Source organism: Centipeda artemidis DSM 19719, assembly GCF_000426665.1.
Classification (GTDB): Bacteria; Bacillota; Negativicutes; order Selenomonadales; family Selenomonadaceae; genus Centipeda; species Centipeda artemidis.
Genome location: NZ_AUFU01000001.1, coordinates 338,780 through 357,164, shown reverse-complemented (window position 1 = coordinate 357,164; position 18,385 = coordinate 338,780). Strand labels below are relative to the sequence as shown.

The 18,385-nt window shown below is 61.5% G+C and carries 14 protein-coding genes and 1 riboswitch; all 14 genes read left to right on the top strand.

Annotated elements, in window-relative coordinates; genetic code table 11:
* The first annotated feature begins 7 nt into the window (after positions 1–7).
* Positions 8–955, top strand: a complete 948-nt coding sequence (locus tag K341_RS0101715) for a glycosyltransferase family 2 protein (protein ID WP_026761664.1) — start codon at positions 8–10, stop codon at positions 953–955.
* Complete coding sequence (locus K341_RS0101710) at positions 952–2,409, top strand: ArnT family glycosyltransferase (protein ID WP_026761663.1); 1,458 nt, start codon at positions 952–954, stop codon at positions 2,407–2,409. Before K341_RS0101715 ends, K341_RS0101710 begins: the two co-directional genes overlap by 4 nt.
* Before the next feature lie 122 nt (positions 2,410–2,531).
* Positions 2,532–3,170: a hypothetical protein gene (locus K341_RS0101705; protein ID WP_026761662.1), complete on the top strand. Its 639-nt coding sequence runs from the start codon at positions 2,532–2,534 to the stop codon at positions 3,168–3,170.
* Positions 3,171–3,255: 85 nt separating this feature from the next.
* On the top strand, positions 3,256–3,720 hold the full coding sequence (locus K341_RS0101700) for an OmpH/Skp family outer membrane protein (RefSeq protein WP_009349717.1): 465 nt from the start codon (positions 3,256–3,258) through the stop codon (positions 3,718–3,720).
* A 91-nt stretch (positions 3,721–3,811) separates the two neighbouring features.
* On the top strand, positions 3,812–4,858 hold the full coding sequence (locus K341_RS0101695) for a hypothetical protein (protein WP_009752744.1): 1,047 nt from the start codon (positions 3,812–3,814) through the stop codon (positions 4,856–4,858).
* A 14-nt stretch (positions 4,859–4,872) separates the two neighbouring features.
* Positions 4,873–5,304 (top strand): OmpH family outer membrane protein, encoded by a 432-nt coding sequence (locus K341_RS0101690; protein ID WP_026761661.1) that lies wholly within the window; start codon positions 4,873–4,875, stop codon positions 5,302–5,304.
* 14 nt (positions 5,305–5,318) lie between these two features.
* On the top strand, positions 5,319–6,338 hold the full coding sequence (lpxD, locus tag K341_RS0101685) for a UDP-3-O-(3-hydroxymyristoyl)glucosamine N-acyltransferase (protein WP_009657261.1): 1,020 nt from the start codon (positions 5,319–5,321) through the stop codon (positions 6,336–6,338).
* Between the two features lies 1 nt (position 6,339).
* The gene (locus tag K341_RS0101680) at positions 6,340–7,215 is read left to right on the top strand and encodes a lysophospholipid acyltransferase family protein (protein ID WP_026761660.1); all 876 of its coding nucleotides are present in this window, start codon (positions 6,340–6,342) and stop codon (positions 7,213–7,215) included.
* Between the two features lie 87 nt (positions 7,216–7,302).
* Positions 7,303–7,530: riboswitch (cobalamin riboswitch) on the top strand.
* A 140-nt stretch (positions 7,531–7,670) separates the two neighbouring features.
* A complete protein-coding gene (cobN, locus tag K341_RS0101675) occupies positions 7,671–11,354 on the top strand; it encodes a cobaltochelatase subunit CobN (protein WP_026761659.1) in 3,684 nt (1,227 codons plus the stop codon).
* The gene (locus K341_RS0101670) at positions 11,341–12,342 is read left to right on the top strand and encodes an ABC transporter substrate-binding protein (RefSeq protein ID WP_026761658.1); all 1,002 of its coding nucleotides are present in this window, start codon (positions 11,341–11,343) and stop codon (positions 12,340–12,342) included. The genes cobN and K341_RS0101670 overlap by 14 nt, the downstream gene beginning before the upstream one ends.
* Complete coding sequence (locus tag K341_RS0101665; protein WP_026761657.1) at positions 12,339–13,328, top strand: ABC transporter substrate-binding protein; 990 nt, start codon at positions 12,339–12,341, stop codon at positions 13,326–13,328. Before K341_RS0101670 ends, K341_RS0101665 begins: the two co-directional genes overlap by 4 nt.
* An 84-nt stretch (positions 13,329–13,412) precedes the next feature.
* Positions 13,413–15,302: a TonB-dependent receptor plug domain-containing protein gene (locus K341_RS0101660; protein WP_026761656.1), complete on the top strand. Its 1,890-nt coding sequence runs from the start codon at positions 13,413–13,415 to the stop codon at positions 15,300–15,302.
* 21 nt (positions 15,303–15,323) lie between these two features.
* On the top strand, positions 15,324–16,343 hold the full coding sequence (locus tag K341_RS0101655; RefSeq protein ID WP_026761655.1) for a magnesium chelatase ATPase subunit I: 1,020 nt from the start codon (positions 15,324–15,326) through the stop codon (positions 16,341–16,343).
* A gap of 49 nt (positions 16,344–16,392) precedes the next feature.
* Entirely contained in the window at positions 16,393–18,324 is a 1,932-nt protein-coding gene (locus K341_RS0101650) for a VWA domain-containing protein (RefSeq protein WP_026761654.1), read from the top strand.
* The last annotated feature ends 61 nt before the right edge of the window (positions 18,325–18,385 follow it).

Below are 18,385 nucleotides of genomic sequence, written 5' to 3'. Positions count from 1 at the left end.
CTGCATAGTGAAACGAATTTCCATTGTTGTTCCCGTTTACAACGAGGAGGACAACATTGCGCATTTTGCGCGCAGCATCGCCGGCGTAATGGCAGCGCTCCCCTATGACTACGAACTCCTATTTGTGGACGACGGCTCCCGCGACGGCAGCAGGGAGATCCTCCTGGAACTCGGCGCGGCGGATCGACACGTGCAGTCGATCTTCCTGGCGCGCAATGCGGGGCACCAGATCGCGCTGACCTGCGGCATCGACCATGCGGATGGTGATGCCGTGATCACGATGGACGGCGACATGCAGCATCCCCCCGAACTTCTGCCGGAACTCATCAAAAAATGGGAAGAGGGCTTTGAGATTGTACAGACCGTACGTCTGACGACCGAGGGCGTGTCCCTCCTCAAACGTCTGACGTCAAAATATTACTATCGTCTTCTCAACGCACTTTCGGATGTAGAGATTCAAGAGGGCGGGTCGGATTTCCGTCTGATGGACAGGAAAGCCGTCCTTGCACTGCGCCGTTACCGCGAACATGCACGGTTCATCCGCGGTATCGTCGGCTCGATGGGATTTCGTAAGACAATTGTGGAGTTTGTGGCACACGAGCGATTCGCCGGGCAGTCGAAGTTCTCCCTGCACAAGATGATTTCGTTTGCACTCGACGGTATCCTTGCGTATTCGGTGCAGCCGCTGCGCGCCGCGTTCTACGTTGGAATGCTCTCGGCGCTCTTTTCCGTACTGCTCTTCCTGCATGTTCTCTTTGAGACCATGCGCGGTGAGACGGTGCCGGGATGGTCGACTATCGTCGTCTGCTGTGCTTTTTTCGGCGGGATGCAGATGATGATGCTCGGCATCTGCGGAGAATATATCGCGCGCATCCTGCAGGAGGTCAAAAACCGCCCGCTCTACCTCATCGCGCAGGATAACCGGCAGGGGGCGGCGAAAGAGGAGGAGGTATGAACGACAGTCTGAAATACGGCGGCACGCTCTTTCTGCTCGCCGTCCTCTATTTTTGGGGCAACGCTGCCCTGCCCGTTACGGCACCTGTCGAGGTGAACTATGCCGAGACCGCGAAGGAAATGCTCGCTGCGGGGGATTATCTCTCGCCGCAGATCTATGGCAATTATTGGTATGATAAGCCCATCTTCTTTTACTGGGAGCTGATCGCGGCGTTTTCTGCGTTCGGTGTGACAGATTTTGCCGCGCGGTTTTTCCCCGCCCTCTTCGGTGTTTTCGGGCTTCTCTTGACTTACGCCTTTGCGCGGCGCCTCTATGACGAGCGGACAGCCTTTTGGTCGACGCTGATCCTCGGCTCCTGTGTGCTCTATGCCGTGCTTGCGAAGCTCATTCTTACGGATATGAGCCTTTTTGTCTTTTTTGGGGGGACGCTTGCGGCGTTTTTCCTCGGCTACGAAACGGGCGGGCGAGGATATTTCTACGCCGCGTATGCCTGTGCGGGATTGGCGACATTGACCAAAGGACCCATCGGGATTCTCCTGCCCGGTCTGGTTATCTTCGTATTTCTCGTACTGCGGCGGGACTTTGGTGCACTCGTGCGCATTCGGATTCTGACGGGGCTCGCGGTCTACCTCGCGGTCTGCGCACCATGGTACTGTTATATGTATCTGACGCACGGCGCAGATTTCGTGAATACGTTCCTGGGAATTCACAATGTCCTGCGCGCGACGGTCTCCGAGCATGCACAGTGGAACGTGTGGTACTTCTATCTCGGTATCTATTTCCTCGGCATGTTTCCGTGGAGCTTTGCGCTGCCGCTCGCACTCTTTCGCGCGTGGCGCGTGAGCACTGCGATCGATGTGCGTGCGCAGTTCCTGCTCGTTTGGGCGATTGTCGTGCCGCTGTTCTTTCAGTGCATGGCGACGAAGTACCCGACATACAGCTTCCCCGCTTTTTTGCCGACGGCGATTCTCACGGCGCGTCTGCTGCTGCAAAATCCTCGCGTCCTGCGCGCTGCAGGGACGGTGGGCGTCGGGATGTACCTCGCCGTGGTGCTCCTCGTGACGAATTACGCGATGCACGACGGGCATTTCAGCGGGAAGGAAGCGGCGGCGCTCATCCGCCCGCAGATGCAAGCCGACGATCTGCTCGTTTGTTACGGCGACTATACGGCGACCGTTCCGTACTATACGGGGCACACGATGTATGAGCTCGCGGCGCGCGAGGAGATTGCGGTGCGTGCACCAAAGGAGATGAGCTGGAACAGCAAGAACGTTATGCCGTTCCTTCCGCTCGACGAGCTGCCGCGTGACCGCACGGTCTATCTTGTGGTGGAGCGGCACGCCTTCGACGCTTTTACCGAGAATTTTGCGGCGGAGGAGTGGGAGCTGCTTGGCGAGATGCCCGCGCAGAAGACGAAGCTGCGCATCTACCGGCGTGCGGCACAGAAGGAGTAAGCGGTTTTATGTGTTTATCTTGCGGAATTACGCCGTATGGTGTATGATTGAGACATAACTATTCTGCGGGGAATTTTTAGGAGAGTTGTGCCCGTAAGGGCACGGAGAAAGAGGGGGAAGCCATGGTGAACATTAAAAAGCAAGGTCTTGCAGCCGCCGTCTTTGTTGTCTCGTCCATGCTGATCATGGGCTGCGGAGGAAAGTCGGCGGAGCGTGTGCCGGGATCGGGGGCTCTTCAGGGAGAGCGCGACCCGCAGCAGGTGATTACCGCCGAGAATTTTGCTTCTATCGAACCGGGGATGACGCGCGGCGATGTCGAGGCAATGTACGGAAAGGGACGCCACGTTGGTAAGAGTATCGAGAGCGGCGTCTACACGGATACCTATGAGTGGCAGGACGGTCCCTACAAAGTGGTCACATGCACGTTCCTGCATGAGAATTGGCTCAACAATCCGCTCTCTTATCCGCGGCTCGTCAGCAAGGAGCTCCGTGCAACGGATGAGATTGCCGAGACGGTGAACGGTTCCGTGACCAAGGCAAAATACGATACGCTCACCTACGGGATGAACCTTGTGGGCGTACGCTATGCGCTTGGTGCGGACGGGACGAAGCTCGGCGAGAGCGTCGTCCCGGGAGCCGAGACAGAGATCTACGGGTGGGCGGTACCCAACGGACGCGTAGCCCGCGTGACCTTTCAAGACGATAAGCTGATCGCGATGAATCTTGAAAACGCGCTTTCCTCTTATCGCAAAGCAAAATGATATTGAATTGCGGCGCACTCTTTGTTATAATGAGTGCATTCGGCATTCGTGCCGGAGTTTCTTAATAGGAAAAGGAGATTTTTTCATGATCAAACTTGAGAAGAAGCAGGTTAAATTCATCAGCATCCTCATCGCCGTCGTCTTCGTCGGCTCGGTGGTCGCGCTCGCGCTCACGCAGAGCGGCTCGGGCATTGCGTCGGCGGCGTCGTCCGCGGTCGGTGTTGTGGACTACCGTCAGGTCGGCAGCCAGCATCCGCAGCTCGCGGCGGCCAGTGCAGAGATGCAGAAGGCTGCGCAGGAGGCACAGGCGGATTTTGAGTCGAAGTCGGCAAACATGAATGATCAGGAGAAATCCGATTACTATCAGCAGACGAGTCAGCGCCTTCAGCAGAAGAATGAAGAGCTGATGGAGCCGATTGAGAAGAGCATTCAGGACGCCGTGAAGAGCGTCGCGGAGAAGAAGGGACTCTCCGTCGTCATCGATAAGGGCGCTGTGGTCTATGGCGGACAGGACATCACGCAGGATGTCATCAAGCAGCTCAGCAAGTAATCCACATCCTACGATATTGACATGCGCATATGTACCGGGCAGAGCGCTGCTCGGTACATTTTTATAGGAAAGCGCGGGAGGAGACGGGCGTATGCGCGAACTTTGGCACACAAGGCGCGGGCAGATTCTTGCGGGGGGAGCGGCGCTGCTGCTGATTCTCCTGCTCCTCATGTTCCTCACTCCCAAAAAAGAGCATGCTTCCGAAGAGAGCGATATTGCTTTTCTTCGAATCACGGAGGTACTCGCGGCACACCCCGCCTATGAACGTCTCGTGCAGCTTCGCGCCGAGGAACGCATGCTTTCGCTGCGCATAGAGGATATGCCGGCCGCACAGGAGGTTACTCCGCCTGATGCAGATCCCGCGCCATTTGATGACTCCGTGTGGCAAAAGAACGCGCAGACTGTCATCGGGGCGCGCGTTGCACTTGAACGTGAGCGCAAACGCCTGATGGAGGTCTATGCAAAGGAAACGGAGGCGGACTACAAGGCGCGCAGTAAGGCGATCGACGACGAGTATCTGAACGCGATCCTCAACCTCAACCTCAAGATCGACAATCAGCGCGCCATGCACGGGCTGCGCGTCTCCGAGGAGGAGCTTGCTCGCGAGCGCGCGGGCTGGGAGCAGCAGCTAGATGCGCTTAAGACCGAGCGCGGGGCGCGTCAAATTGCGCTCTACAATGCGTGGCGGGATGAGATTGCGGCACGTGTCGCGGCGCGCATCGAGCCGCAGGAGGCAGCATGGACGGCGCGCGCGGGGGAGACCGTCGCCGCGCAGAAAGCGGAGGCGGATCGTCTGCGCGCCGCAGCGGAGGAACGCGGCGCGCAGATGATGAAGCGTGCGCAGGAGGCACAGGAAGCGCGCAGTGCGGCGGCGCAGCGCGCCCTGCGCTTGGCGCAGGTACGCAGCAGTGCGGATGCCCTTGAGGAGCAGATTTTACGCGACGTGCGCAGCCGCGCGGCAAAGCTCGCGCTCATGCACAAGCTCTCCCTCGTCCTCGCCGCGCCCGAGGAGCGCGCCGCGGCACATCTGCCGGGGGCAGATGCATTTGCTCCCGTGCGGCGAACTCCGCTTGTCTCCGTGACGGCGCGTGATATCACAGCGGAGATGGTGCAGGAAATGCAGAGCATCAAAGAATGAAAGGAACTTTATCCATGAAATATTTCAGCGCAGCCCCTGCGGCTGTCCTTCTTGCGGCGAGTATCTTTACGGCGGGCTGCGGCCAGGTGCATGTCGGCACGGTCGATCGTGAGCGTGTGCAGAATGAAGCACCGCAGCTGCAATCTCTCGTTGCGGAAGCCAATACGAAGCTCGCCGAGGCACAGGCGGAGGCACAGCAGCGGTTCCAGGCGAACCCCAATATGACGCCGGAGGAAGCACAGCAGGTACAGATGGACGCCCAACGCAAGATGGCGGGGCTGAACCAAGTCTACAGCGTTCAGCTCGAACAGAAGATGGACGCTGCCGTCCAAGAGATTGTAAAGGACAAGAAACTCGACGTCGTGATGGACAGCTCAAAGAAGTACCCGACCGTCATCTCCGGCGGCACAGATCTGACCGATGAAGTCATTCAAAAACTTCAATAAAAGGGGAATCATGCATGGAAAAGACAGTCAGTGAGATTGCTGTACTGGTTGGCGGCAGGGCGGGCGGCGACACCGGACGCATCATAAAAAGCCTTGCCGCTCTCGATGAGGCGGGCGTGAACGATCTCGCCTTTGCCGTGCCCCCGCATATTGATGAGGCACGCGCCTGCGAAGGGCGCGTGGGTGCCCTCCTTCTGCCCGGCGGCACGGAGGGCTTTTCGTGTGCGGTGATCTATGTGGACGATCCCAAGGCTGCGTTTGCAAAGCTGCTCGCGATCTTTACTCCTGCGATCGACCACCCGGTCGGTGTGAGCGACGAGGCGTACATCGGCGCAGGCGTCCGCATCGGCGCGGGCGCGACCGTCCTGCCCTTTGCCTATGTGGACGACAACGCTGTGATCGGCGCAGGCGTGACGCTCTATCCGCATACCTACGTCGGGCAGTACAGCGAGATCGGCGACGGGACGACGCTCTACCCGAACGCCGTTGTGCGCGAGCACTGCCGCGTCGGGGCGCGCTGCACGATTCACAGCTGTGCGGTCATCGGCGCGGATGGCTTCGGCTTTACGACGGAGCGGGGCGTACATACAAAGGTGCCGCAGGTCGGCGGCGTCGTTATCGAGGACGACGTTGAGATCGGTGCCCATGTCGGCATCGACCGCGCGACACTCGGCGCAACCGTCATCGGCAAGGGGACGAAGATCGACAACCTCGTCCACATCGGGCACAACTGCAATATCGGGGCGAACTGCCTTATCGTCGCGCAGACAGGCATCTCCGGCTCGACGAAGGTCGGGCACAACGTCACGTTCGGCGGGCAGGTCGGCACGGTCGGACACATCAACATCGGCGCGAATTCGGTCTATGCCGCGCGCTCGGGCATCATCGGCGACATGCCGGAGGGAACGTTCGGTGCGGGCTTCCCCGTGCAGTCCCACGCGGAGTGGCTGCGCGTACAGGCGGCGATCCGCCGTTTGCCGGAAATGGCGAAAAAGCTGAAGGCGCTCGAAAAGAAGCTCTCCGGGGACGCCTGAGATGCTTTCCTACTATGCGGTAAAACTCCTCAGCCGTCTCATCTGTCTGCTGCCCCATACCGCGGCGATGCTGCTCGGCGAAGCGCTCGCAAAAATCGCATGGATCTTCGTCCCTGCAAAACGCAAGCGGCTCGCGCGTGAACAGGTCATGCGTTGCCTGCATACGGACGCGGCGGAGGCGGATCGCATCGCGCGTGCGAGCAGCCTGCGCTTTGGCACGATGCTCATGGAAGTGCTGCGTTTCCCGGTAATGAAGAAACGCATGTCGGACTATGTGACGATCGTCGGCGCGGTGGACGAGCTGAACGCCGTCATGGCGGAGGGCAAGGGCGCGATCTTTGCAACCTCGCACAGCGGCAACTGGGAGCTCATGGGAGGGGCGTTCGCCTGTGCGGGCTACCCGCTCGTCGGCGTCGCCAAGAAGCAGTCCTCGGCGGGGATGGATCGCTTCATCAATGAGTACCGCACACTCGTCGGGATGCACATTACCTACAGCAGCAGTGTGCGTGAGATGTTCCGGATGCTCGCCGAGGGCTGGATCATCGGGCTCATCAGCGATCAGGATCCGAGCCTGCGTGACGGCATCATCATCGATTTTTTCGGACAGGAGACGAACGCGTTCACAGGCGCGGCGTCCATCGGACGGTTCCGGAGCGTTCCGATTTTTCCCGTGTTCATGCATCGGGAGCCGAACGGGCATCATGTGCTCCTCGTCGAGCCTGCGATCCGTGCGCCCAAGACCGAGGATAAGGAAGCGGATATCCGCCAAACGACGCAGTACGTCAACGATCGTATCGAGGCATGGGTGCGGAAATACCCGGAGGAATGGTTTTGGCTGCACGATCGATGGAAATCTATTCGTGAGCGCAGCACTTGACAAGAATAAAATCAATGTTATAATAAGCGCGAATAATATAGAATGTGCAGAGAGAGCGGTGCACGCAGCATCTTGCGTGGTGTACCGCCTGTACTGCACGGGTTGGGTATCCGCAAGGATTTAATAGAGAAGCCGGAGCGTTTCCGGCGCGGTCACGCCACCGTATTGGGGAGCGAATTTGCAGAAAAGCGCGATGTTTTCGCCGAAAGGTGAAAATGTGCGTCTTTCGATAGAGCCACTGAAGCTGTTGCTTTGGGAAGGTGCAGAGGAGCTGTGAACCTGAGCCGGGAGAACTGCCCTACCGACAGTCACCGTTTGACCCACGAGCGATGGGGAGGGGATTTGCAGCGTCGGCAGAGCATTGACCGCATTGTGCCGCAGCTCGGCGCGTAGAATCCACCGAAGGGTGGATTTTTTTATTTCCCGGAGTATTATAACAAGGAGTTATCGGCGTTATGCATATCGCCTTTTATACGAATGTATCGCGAAATTATTATATGGCGGGGCGGCTTGTGCTGCCGGAGGGCATCTCCTGTGCGGCGTACTATGTGCAGGGGGAGGATGCATGGACGCCCGATCACATGCGCGCCGCGGCGGCGGCAGACGCCGTGCTCTTCCTGTGGATGGGGACGGGACTTGACCGTCCGTTTCTTCAGCGTGCGTCCGCGTACCTCCTGCGCGTACAGAAATGCCATGCGTTCCTCGTCGAGAACAGCGGCGCGGAGCGGATTTCGTTCGGGATGACGGACGACGATCTCATGGAGCTGCGCCGCTATTTCCGCTTTGACGGGGAGGAGAATGTGCGCGGTGCGATGCTCTATCTCGCGGCGCGCTTCGGCGGCTATACGGGAGCGGTGCCTGTGCCGCAGGAACAGCCGTGGCACGGCGTATGGCACCCGGACTACCGGGGGGACTGCGCGGACATCGCGGCGTACCGTGCGGCGCACGTCGACCCTGCGCGCCCGACGGCGGGCATTGTGTTCTACCGCTCCGAGTGGATCATGGGCGATTTCACCTATCATACGGCGCTCGCGCGTGCCTTTGAGGCGGCGGGGCTGAACGTCGTCCCCGTCTTTACGAATACGCTTGCGAACGCGGAGCTCGGCGCGCCGCCCTTTGCGGAGACGCTGCACCGATATTTTTACCGTGACGGGGAGCCGGCGGTCGATGTCGTCGTGAGCTGCTTGAAATTTTCCCTGCACGCGGCGGGGACGCCGATCGAGGAACTTGTTCGGCTCGGCGTGCCGTGGTTACAGGCGTACACGATACTAGCGGAGCGCGCGGAGTGGGAGGACTCTCTCATCGGGATGAATGCGATGGAGGTCTCCATCAGCGTGAGTCTGCCGGAGTTCGACGGCGTTATCCATGCCGTGCCGATTGCGGCAAAGCAGCGCATGGACGACGGGCTCTCCATCTATGTCGCGCTCCCCGAGCGCATGGAACTCCTCGCGCGGCGCGCGCACCGCTATGCCGTGCTGCGGCGCAAAGCAAATGCGGAGAAGAAGATCGCCGTTATTTTCCACAACTATCCGCCCACGAACGCGAGCATCGGCAGTGCGGCGGGGCTGGACTCGCCCGAGAGCGTCGTGCGTCTCCTGCGCGCGATGAAGGAGGCGGGATACTGCGTCGAGGACATCCCCGAGACGGCGCAGGCGCTCATGGACGAGATCACGGCGCAGGCGACGAACGACCGCCGCTATCTGACCGACGAGCAGATTCGAAATGCGTGCGGACGGCTCTCCGCGGCGGACTACCGCGATTACTTTTTGACGTTGCCCGCGCGCGTGCAGGAGCGCATGTGCGCGGATTGGGGCGAACTGCCGGGCGATGTGCTCGTCGCGGACGATGCCTTTATCCTGCCCGGCATCGAAAAGGGAAATATCCTCATCACGATACAGCCGCCGCGCGGATTCGGCGAGGATCCGGGGAAACTCCTCCACTCGCCCGACGCCGCGCCGACGCATCACTATCTTGCGTTCTATCACTGGCTGCGCACGGTACGCCGTGTGGACGCCGTTGTACACGTCGGGACGCACGGCTCGCTTGAATGGCTCCCGGGCAAGAACGCGGGACTCTCGCCCTCGTGCTACCCCGACATCTCCATCGGCGACCTGCCCGACATCTATCCCTACTGGATGACGATTGTCGGCGAGGGTATTCAGGCGAAACGGCGTGGGGCGGCGTGTCTCATCAGTCACCTCTCGCCGCCGATGAGCCTTGCAGGCGCGTGCGACGATATTGCGGAGCTCGAGCGCGCACTCGATGAGTACGGGCATTTTGCCCGCACGCAGCCCGAATTGGCGGACGCCGCCGCGGAGCTTGTGCGCGAAGCGGCGCGCGCGGCGCATCTCGAGGACGAGGTGCCCGAGGAAGAGGACTTCGAATCGTATGCGCTGCGCCTGCACAACTACATCACAGATCTTAAAAATCTCCAGATTCGCACGGGGCTTCATGTACTCGGACGGATGCCGCCCGAGGACGATCTTGTCGATTATGTGAAATCCCTCGTCCGCATGGACAACGGCGATATTCCCGCACTGACGCGCGTGCTCGCCGAAGGGCAGGGATATGACTACGACGCACTGCTCGATGCGGGCGGGACACTGCTCCCCGACGGGACAACCTACGGGATGGCGCTCGACCGCCTTGAAGAGCTTGGCACGCGTCTCATCGCCGCACTGATGGCGCGCGATTTCTCGCCGGACGCCGTGAATGCGGTCATGGAAACTCTAACCGCCGGGGAATGCCGCGCACAGATGCGCCCGCAGCTCGTGTGCGTGCTCTCCTATATCTGCACGGACATCGTGCCGAATCTGCGGCGCACGGACGAGGAGATCGTGCATACGATCACCGCGCTCTCGGGCGCGTACATCGAGCCTGCGCCGGGCGGTGCGCCGTCGAGCGGCGGCGCAGATCTCCTGCCGACGGGGCGGAACTTCTTCGGCATCGACCCGCGCACACTCCCCTCGCCCGCGGCGTGGGAGCTTGGAAAGCAGCTCGGCGACGCCGTGATCGAGGACTATATCAGGGAAGAGGGGCATTACCCCGAGGCGGTCGGCATCGTCCTCTGGGCGGGTTCAAACATGCGCAGTCACGGACAGTGCATCGCCGAGTTCCTCTACCTCATGGGCATACGCCCCGTATGGCAGCAGCCAAGCGGGCGCGTGCGCGCCATCGAGGTCATCCCGCTTGCGGAGCTCGGGCGTCCGCGCATCGACGTTACGGGGCGCATCAGCGGACTGTTCCGCGATACCATGCCCGACGGCGCGCGCTGGCTCGACGAGGCGGCACGCATGGCGGGCACGCTCGACGAATCCCACGAGGAGAATTATGTCCGAAAACATATGGAGGAGGACGCGGCGGAGCTGATCGCGGCGGGTGAAACCGAAGCGACCGCATGGGAAAAGGCGTCCTACCGCATCTTCGGCGACCCGCCCGGCGCATACGGCGCGGGCATCGGCGCACTGCTCGAATCCAAGGAGTGGGAAACGCTTGACGACCTCGCCGCCGTCTATACGCGCTTTTCCGGACACGCCTACAGCGGCGGCGTGTGCGGCAATTACGAACCGGAGATCTTTCGGCGGCGCATGGCGGGGCTTGTGGTCACAATCAAGAACGAGGACAACCGCGAGACGCACATGTTCAGCTCGGACGATTTCAACGCGTACCACGGCGGTATGATCGCGACCGTGCGCGCCCTCACGGGGAAAGCGCCGCGCTCCTACAGCGGCGACAGCTCCGACCGGCGGCGCACCTGCGTCCGCACGGTGCAGGCGGAGGCAAAGCGCATCTTCCGCGCCGAGGCGATGAATCCGAAATTTATCAACGGCATGAAAAAACACGGCTACAAGGGCGCCTCCGACCTCGCCTCCTATCTCGCGCACAGCTACCAATGGGATGCGACGAGCGCGGTCATGGAGGACTGGATGTATGAGAAGTATGCCGAAAAATATGCGCTCGACGAGGACATGCGGGAATGGATGAACGAGGTGAACCCGTGGGCGCTGCACCGCATCGCGGAGACACTGCTCGAAGCGGCGCACCGCGGACTTTGGCGGGCGCAGGAGGAGACCCTTGCGCAGCTGCGGGAACTCTATCTGTCGATGGAAGGAGAGCTGGAGGAACGTGCGGACGGATAAACGACTAGGCGGCATTTTACTGCTCGTCCTATTTTTACTGACCATCATCGGTGCAGGATGTGGGAGCGATCAGGCGGCAAAGCCCGCGGAGAAGCATTTCGTCACCGACGCGCAGGGGACGAAGGTCGAGGTGCCTGCAAAGGCGCAGCGCATCATGACCTACTCCATGTCGATGGACGAGATCGTGCTCGGACTCGTCGAGCCGGAGCGCATGATCTCCGTCGACGAGCTGCACACCGATCCGATGCGCTCAAACGTGGCGGCATACGCGCAGCGCGTGCCGAACGCGATCCCGCGGATGCCCTCGGTGGAAAAGGCGGCGTCCATGAAGCCCGATCTCATCTTTACGATTCCCTTCATGCCCGCCGAGCAGGTCGACGCCCTCCGCGCGCTCGGTATTCCCGTCGTCGCGTGCCGGCAGGTGCGCAATCTCGACGATGTGATCTACAACATCCGTCTTGCGGCGGATGCCGTGGGCGAGCCGGAGCGCGGGGCAAAGCTCGTCGAAATGATGCAGACGGAGCTCGCGGCGCTCAAGGCACGCGTGGACGCCGTACCCGAGGAGGAGCGCGGCAAGAGCGTCGCCTTTATCTCCATCATGGCGGGCTACGGCGGCGCGGGGTGCAGCTTTGACGTCATGTGCGACTACGCGGGCGCGATCAACGCAAAGGCGGCGGCGGGGAATAAGAGCGGGACGGTCATGACGAAGGAACAGCTCGTCGCGGCGAACCCCGACTATATCTTCCTCCCGTCCTATCGGATTCCGAGCTCGAACGAGGAAACCTACGGGCGCGAGTACATGAGCGACCCGTCGCTCGCGCAGATGACGGCGGTGCGCGAGGGGCATATCAAGCATCCATGGGGGCACTATGTCTACAACGGCTCGCAGAACATCGTGTTCGGCGCGCAGGAGACGGCGGCGATGCTCTACGGCGACGCATTTGCACAGCCGACGAACCGTCATTTGACCGCCGTGGAGGGTGAATGATGAAAAAAATACGACTCTCGATTGCCGTCCTGCTCCTCTTCATGCTCGCGCTCGCGGGCTGCGGCAGGGACACGGCGCAGAATGTGCCGCAGGGCGGCTACGACGTCACCGATATACAGGGGCATGTCACGCATTTTGCAGAAAAACCGAAGCATATCGTGACGCTCTCCCTCAGCACCGACATCACCATGCTCGGACTGGTCGAGCCCGAGCGCATGGCGGCGATCAACGCACTCGCGGATGATCCCGTCAGCTCGAACATTGCGGGGATCGCGCAGAATATCCCCGAGAAAATCGGAATGCCGACGAGCGAGCAGCTCATGGCGCTGCATCCCGATCTCGTCGTCGCGCCCGACTGGGGAGACATCACGATCGTCGACAGCCTGCGCGATCTCGGTATCCCCGTCGTCGTCTGCAAGGGCGTGCGCAGCATCGACGAGATACGAGAGACCGTCACGCTCCTCGCCGCGGCGGCGGGAGAGCCGGCGCGCGGGGAAGACCTCGTGCGGCAAATGGATGAAAAACTCGCGGCGCTGAAGGAAGAGACAAGCAAGATCCCGACAGCGGAGCGCAAGACCGTTGTCCTCATCTCGCTCATGAGCTCGTACGGCGGCATCGGATCGACCTTTGACGACGCGTGCGGTTATGCGGGCGTGAAGAACGGCATGGCGGAGCTGGGGATACACACGGGGCAGGTCATGACGAAGGAACAGCTCGTCGCCATCGACCCCGACATTCTTTTCCTGCCGACCTACAACGCGCACGGCACGTATGATGTCGCCGCGTTCCGTGAGAAATACCTCGGTGATCCCGCGCTCGCAACACTGAAGGCAATCAAGACAGGCGCACTGCGCGAACCGCGCGAGGGCTACATCTACAACGGTTCGCAGGACATCGTATTCGGCGCGCAGGAAATTGCGTACATGGCGTACGGCGACGCGTTCGCGCAGCCCGACGGGCTGCACCTCACGGCGGTCAAGCGCTAGACAGTCGGATCATGCGCGTCCGTTCCTGTATGAGGAGGACGCGATGATATATATCCCGCTTTCAAACATATAGGAGGAACTGAAATGAACGCATGGAACACAAAGAATGCACATCGAAAACTCTCGGCTGCTGTTGCGGTTGCACTGCTGACGGGGGGGTATTGTACTAACGATGTGTATGCAAATGAGGTGCAAGATCGTGATACATATACACTGCCGGATGTCGTTGTGACGGCGGAGCGCGTGCCCACTCAGGTTTCTCAGACGGCGGCGAACGTCGCGGTTGTGACCGCCGAGGAGATCGCGGAGAATCACTACCGCAACGCTGCGGAGGCGATCTCTCATGTAAACGGTGTCGTCGTCATGCAGTCAGGTATGCAGGACATGGTACGACTGAACGGCGATGATCGAGTCCTCGTGCTCGTTGACGGCCGACGCATCAACAGTGATCAGGGAACGGGGAGCGGCAGAGCGGGCGCGTCACTGAAGGAAGTGCCGCCCATGTCGATGATTGAGCGTATTGAGATCGTGAAGGGCGGTGGATCGGCACTCTACGGCAGTGATGCGGCGGGCGGCGTGATCAACATCATCACGAAGCGCGGTAAGGAGAATCGTACGACAATCGATGTGGCTGCGGGGGCGTGGAGCACGCAGGAGTACCGCGTCATGCACGAGGGCAGCGCGGGGGACTGGAGCTGGAGTATTGCGGGCGGCATCGACCGACGCGGCTATATGCGTTATAAATCGGACGGTGAGACGCGGAAAATGCCGAAAAGCGACTACCGCAACAACGAACTGAGCCTGCGTGTCGATAAGAAACTCGGCGCGGGCGATTCGCTGACTCTTTCGGTTGTGCATCATAGGCTTGACGGAAACAGCCATAACCTGCAATTTGGGAACACCGACCATGTGGACCGGCTTTATAACGACTGGAGCGCTTCGTACAATTTTAAGGAAAATACGACGACGCCGGGCGTTCTGCGTGTCTTTGACAACTATAAATCCATGAAGTTCAGCGGGGCGTTCCAATCCCGCCTCACGGGTGTCGACTATCAGAACGGGTGGCAGCTCGGGAAGAACCATCGCCTTGTTGCAGGGGCGGAATGGCACCGCAGCAGCTCGACGAACCTTGCGAATGGCTACGATGGGGAGCGGCTGACAAATACGGCGCTCTATGTGCAGGATACGTTTGAACATGGGAAATGGTCGCTGATCCCGGGCGTGCGGATGGATCATCACAGTACGTTTGGCACACATTATACGCCGAAGCTCGCCGTGAACTATGCGGCCAGCGACAAGACGCAGCTCTACGCATCGTGGGGCAGGGTGTTCGCCGCGCCGCAGGCGGACGATCTCTTTTACCACAGCGTCAGCCCATGGGGCGGCATGTACGGCAACCGCAATCTGAAGCCCGAGAGCGGACATACGGAGACGATCGGCGTGCGCCATGCTTTTGATGCGAAGAAGTCCCTTGAGCTGAGTGTGTTCCAAAGCAAAATCCACGATGCGATTCGTTGGACGACGCCGAATTTCTCCGACTACTATGCGACGAATATCGACTTGGAGAAGAAGCGGGGGCTGGAACTGACCTACCGGCAAGAACTGAGTAAGGAGTGGAGCTACGATCTCGGCTACTCCTACATTCGTACGGAGCGTGACAAAGGAACGGGGCAGGGGCTCGTTTGGGAGAATACGAACGCGCGGCCGAACGGCTACCGCATCGGCATTCGCTATGGTGCGGGCGCATGGACGGCCAATCTGAATGCAACGATGGGAGCAGGGCTCGACCGCACGGTATTTGGACAGAAGAGTTATACGATCGTCGATTTGAATGTCGATTATGCGATCGATGCGCATACGAGCGCTTATGTGAAGCTGCTGAACCTTACGAACGCGCAGTACCCGGTGTATAACAGCAAGTATTATCCCGGTCAGGGACGTTTCTTCCAAGCGGGACTGACCTACGAGTTCTAACATATTCGACTGAGGTTTTTGATGAAACAGGAGTATACATATCCCTTTGCAGCCATTGTCGGGCAGGACGAGATGAAACTTGCGCTCATTTTGAACGTTATCGATCCGACGCTCGGCGGTGTGCTGCTGCGTGGGGAGAAAGGCACGGCGAAGTCAACGGCGGTGCGCTCGCTCGCGGCGCTGCTGCCGCCGCTGCATACCGTGCGCGGCTGTCGCTATCGATGTGCGCCGACGGGCGAAACGCTTTGTGCCGACTGCATGGAAAAAGTCGCGGCGGGGGAACAGCTCGCCGAAGAGACGCACCCCATGCGCGTCGTGGAGCTGCCTGTGAACGCGACGGAGGATCGCGTCGCGGGGACGCTGGACATTGAGGCGGCGATTCTCGAGGGGAAGAAAAAGTTCGAGCCGGGCATTCTCGCCGCAGCGAACCGCAACATCCTCTATGTGGACGAGGTGAACCTGCTCGAGGATCACATCGTCGACATCCTCCTCGACGCGGCGGCGATGGGCGTCAATACCGTGGAGCGCGAGGGCATCTCCTACGCGCATCCCGCGCGGTTCGTGCTCGTCGGGACGATGAATCCCGAGGAGGGCGAGCTGCGCCCGCAGCTGCTCGACCGATTCGCGCTGTCCGTGGAGATTCGCGGCGAACGCGACGCCGCGCAGCGCGCCGAGGTTGTGCGCCGCCGCCTTGCCTACGAGCGCGAACCTGCGGCGTTCGCGGAGGCGTATGCGGGGGAGCAGGCGGCGCTTGCCGCGCACATCGCCCGCGCGCAGGAGCGGCTTGCATCGCTCGTTCCGGATGATGAGAGCATCGACAAGGCGGCGCGGATCTCACTCGAACTCGGCGTTGACGGTCACCGCAGCGACATTGTGCTCATCAAGACGGCGCTCGCCCATGCCGCTTACGAAGGACGCGACGCCATCGCGGCGGACGACCTGCGCGCGGCGGCGCATCTCGCTCTTGCCCACCGCGTGCGCCGCCGTCCCTTTGAGGAGACGGTCGTCGACTGGGCGCGCGTGGGGGAGATTCTCGCATGAGGATACTTTTGCGCGCTCTGCCGTGCGGCATGTCGCGGCTCGATACGCTATGAAAAATACTGTTTATCCCCTGTCCGCGATTGTCGGACAGACGGCGGCAAAGCGTGCGCTCCTGATCGCCCTCGTCAATCCGCGCGCGGGAGGGCTTCTCCTCTCGGGCGCGCAGGGAACGGCAAAGACGCTCCTCGTACGCGCGGCGGGCGCGCTCCCGCAGGTGGGGAAACTCACGCAGCTCCCGCTCGGTGCAACCGACGATATGGTATTCGGCGGCACGGACATCGAGCGCCTGCTCGCGGACGGCGTACGCACGGCACAGCCGGGCATTCTCCGGCGCGCGGCGGGCGGTCTGCTCCTCCTCGACGAGGCAAATCTATTGCCGCGCCCCTTCCTCCACGCGGCGCTTGCCGCGGCGGCGGAGGACTCCTCCGTCATTCTCGTCGGGACGATGAATCCCGCTGAGGGCACACTGCCCGCCGCCGTGCTCGACGGATTCGGCATGTTCGTCTCGCTCTCGGGGGCGGACGATGCGGTGGAGCGGCGTGCCGTTGTCCGCCGTGCCTGTGCCTACAGCCGTGCGCCCGAGTCATTTGCCGCAGACTATTGTGCGGCGGAGGAGGAACTTGGCGCGTCTATTGCGGCGGCGCGGGAGCGTCTTGCGGATGTTGCCGTCTCCTCCGCGATGCGCACGCTTGCGGCGGAGTTCGTCGTGCGGGCGCGCTGTGCGGGCAACCGCGCGGAGCTGTTTCTCACGGAGACGGCACGCGCGATTGCCGCCCTCGCGGGACGCGCCTATCTCCTGCCCTCCGATATGGAGGAGGCGGCGCTCTACGTCCTGCCGCACCGCATGAGCGCGCCGCCCGAGATGCCCGCGCCCCCGCAGAGTGCGGAGGAAAATGAGGGGGACGGTGCGGACGGCGACACGCAGGATGCGGACGATACGGCGCAGGAAGAGCAGGGGCAGGATGCATCGCAGGGAGATCATCCCGAGGTGGGAGATGCCGCAGGGGATGATTCCCGTGCCGACGAATCCCCGACCGAGGAGCGCACGGAGGAAAGCGCGGACGAGGACGGCGGCGATTTGGGTGACGCGGAGCCGCCGCAGAATCCTGTCGGGGGCGGTACGGACGCGATATTCGACGCGCTCGCACAGATGACGATGCCGCTGCTGGATTTTACGCGGGAGCGGCGCGCCGTGGGAGCGGGCAGCGGCAAGCGCCTGACGGCGGCGAGCACGGCGGGCGGGCGCATGGTGCGTGATGCCGCCGCGCGCGAACGGGAGCATGATATTGCCCTTGCCGCGACACTGCGCGCCGCCGCGCCCTATCAGCGCCTGCGCCGCAGTGCGGCGGACGGGCGGCGCATCGTCATCGCGCGGAGCGATCTGCGGCGTGCGGTGCGCGAGCGAAAACGCGGTGCGAATATCCTCTTTGTCGTGGATGCGAGCGGGTCGATGGCGGCGCGCGCGCGGATGCGCGCGGTGAAGGGGGCGATGCTCGCCCTCCTGCGAGAGGCGTATGTGCGCCGTGACCGCGTGGGTCTCGTCGCGTTTCGCCGCGATCGTGCCGAGACACTGCTGCCGCTGACGCGCAGCGTGGAGCTGGCACAGCGGTTGCTGCGGGAACTGCCGACGGGAGGGCGCACGCCGCTCGCGGCAGGTCTGTCCGAAGCGCTCCTGCATCTCGCGGGGGCGGCGCGGCGCGGGGAACTCGCGGAGACGCTGCTGGTGCTCCTCACGGACGGGCGGGCGACTGCCGCACCGGAGGGAGAAGACCCCGCGCAGGCGGCGCTCACGGCGGCGGAGACCATCGGGAATACGGGCGTCCGCGCTCTCGTTCTCGATACCGAGCAGGACCTTGTGCGCCTGCACCTCGCGGCGCAGATTGCGGCGCGGATGCACGCGCCGTGTTATACGATCGAAGAGTTGTCGGTACAGAGAATTTTACATCTTGTCAAAGGCGTGACGCGGGATTTTGGCGCCTAGCGTCGTCATTTTTGGCAAACGCTTCGTCGACGTAGGTTATGCCTTACGGCAATCGATACCG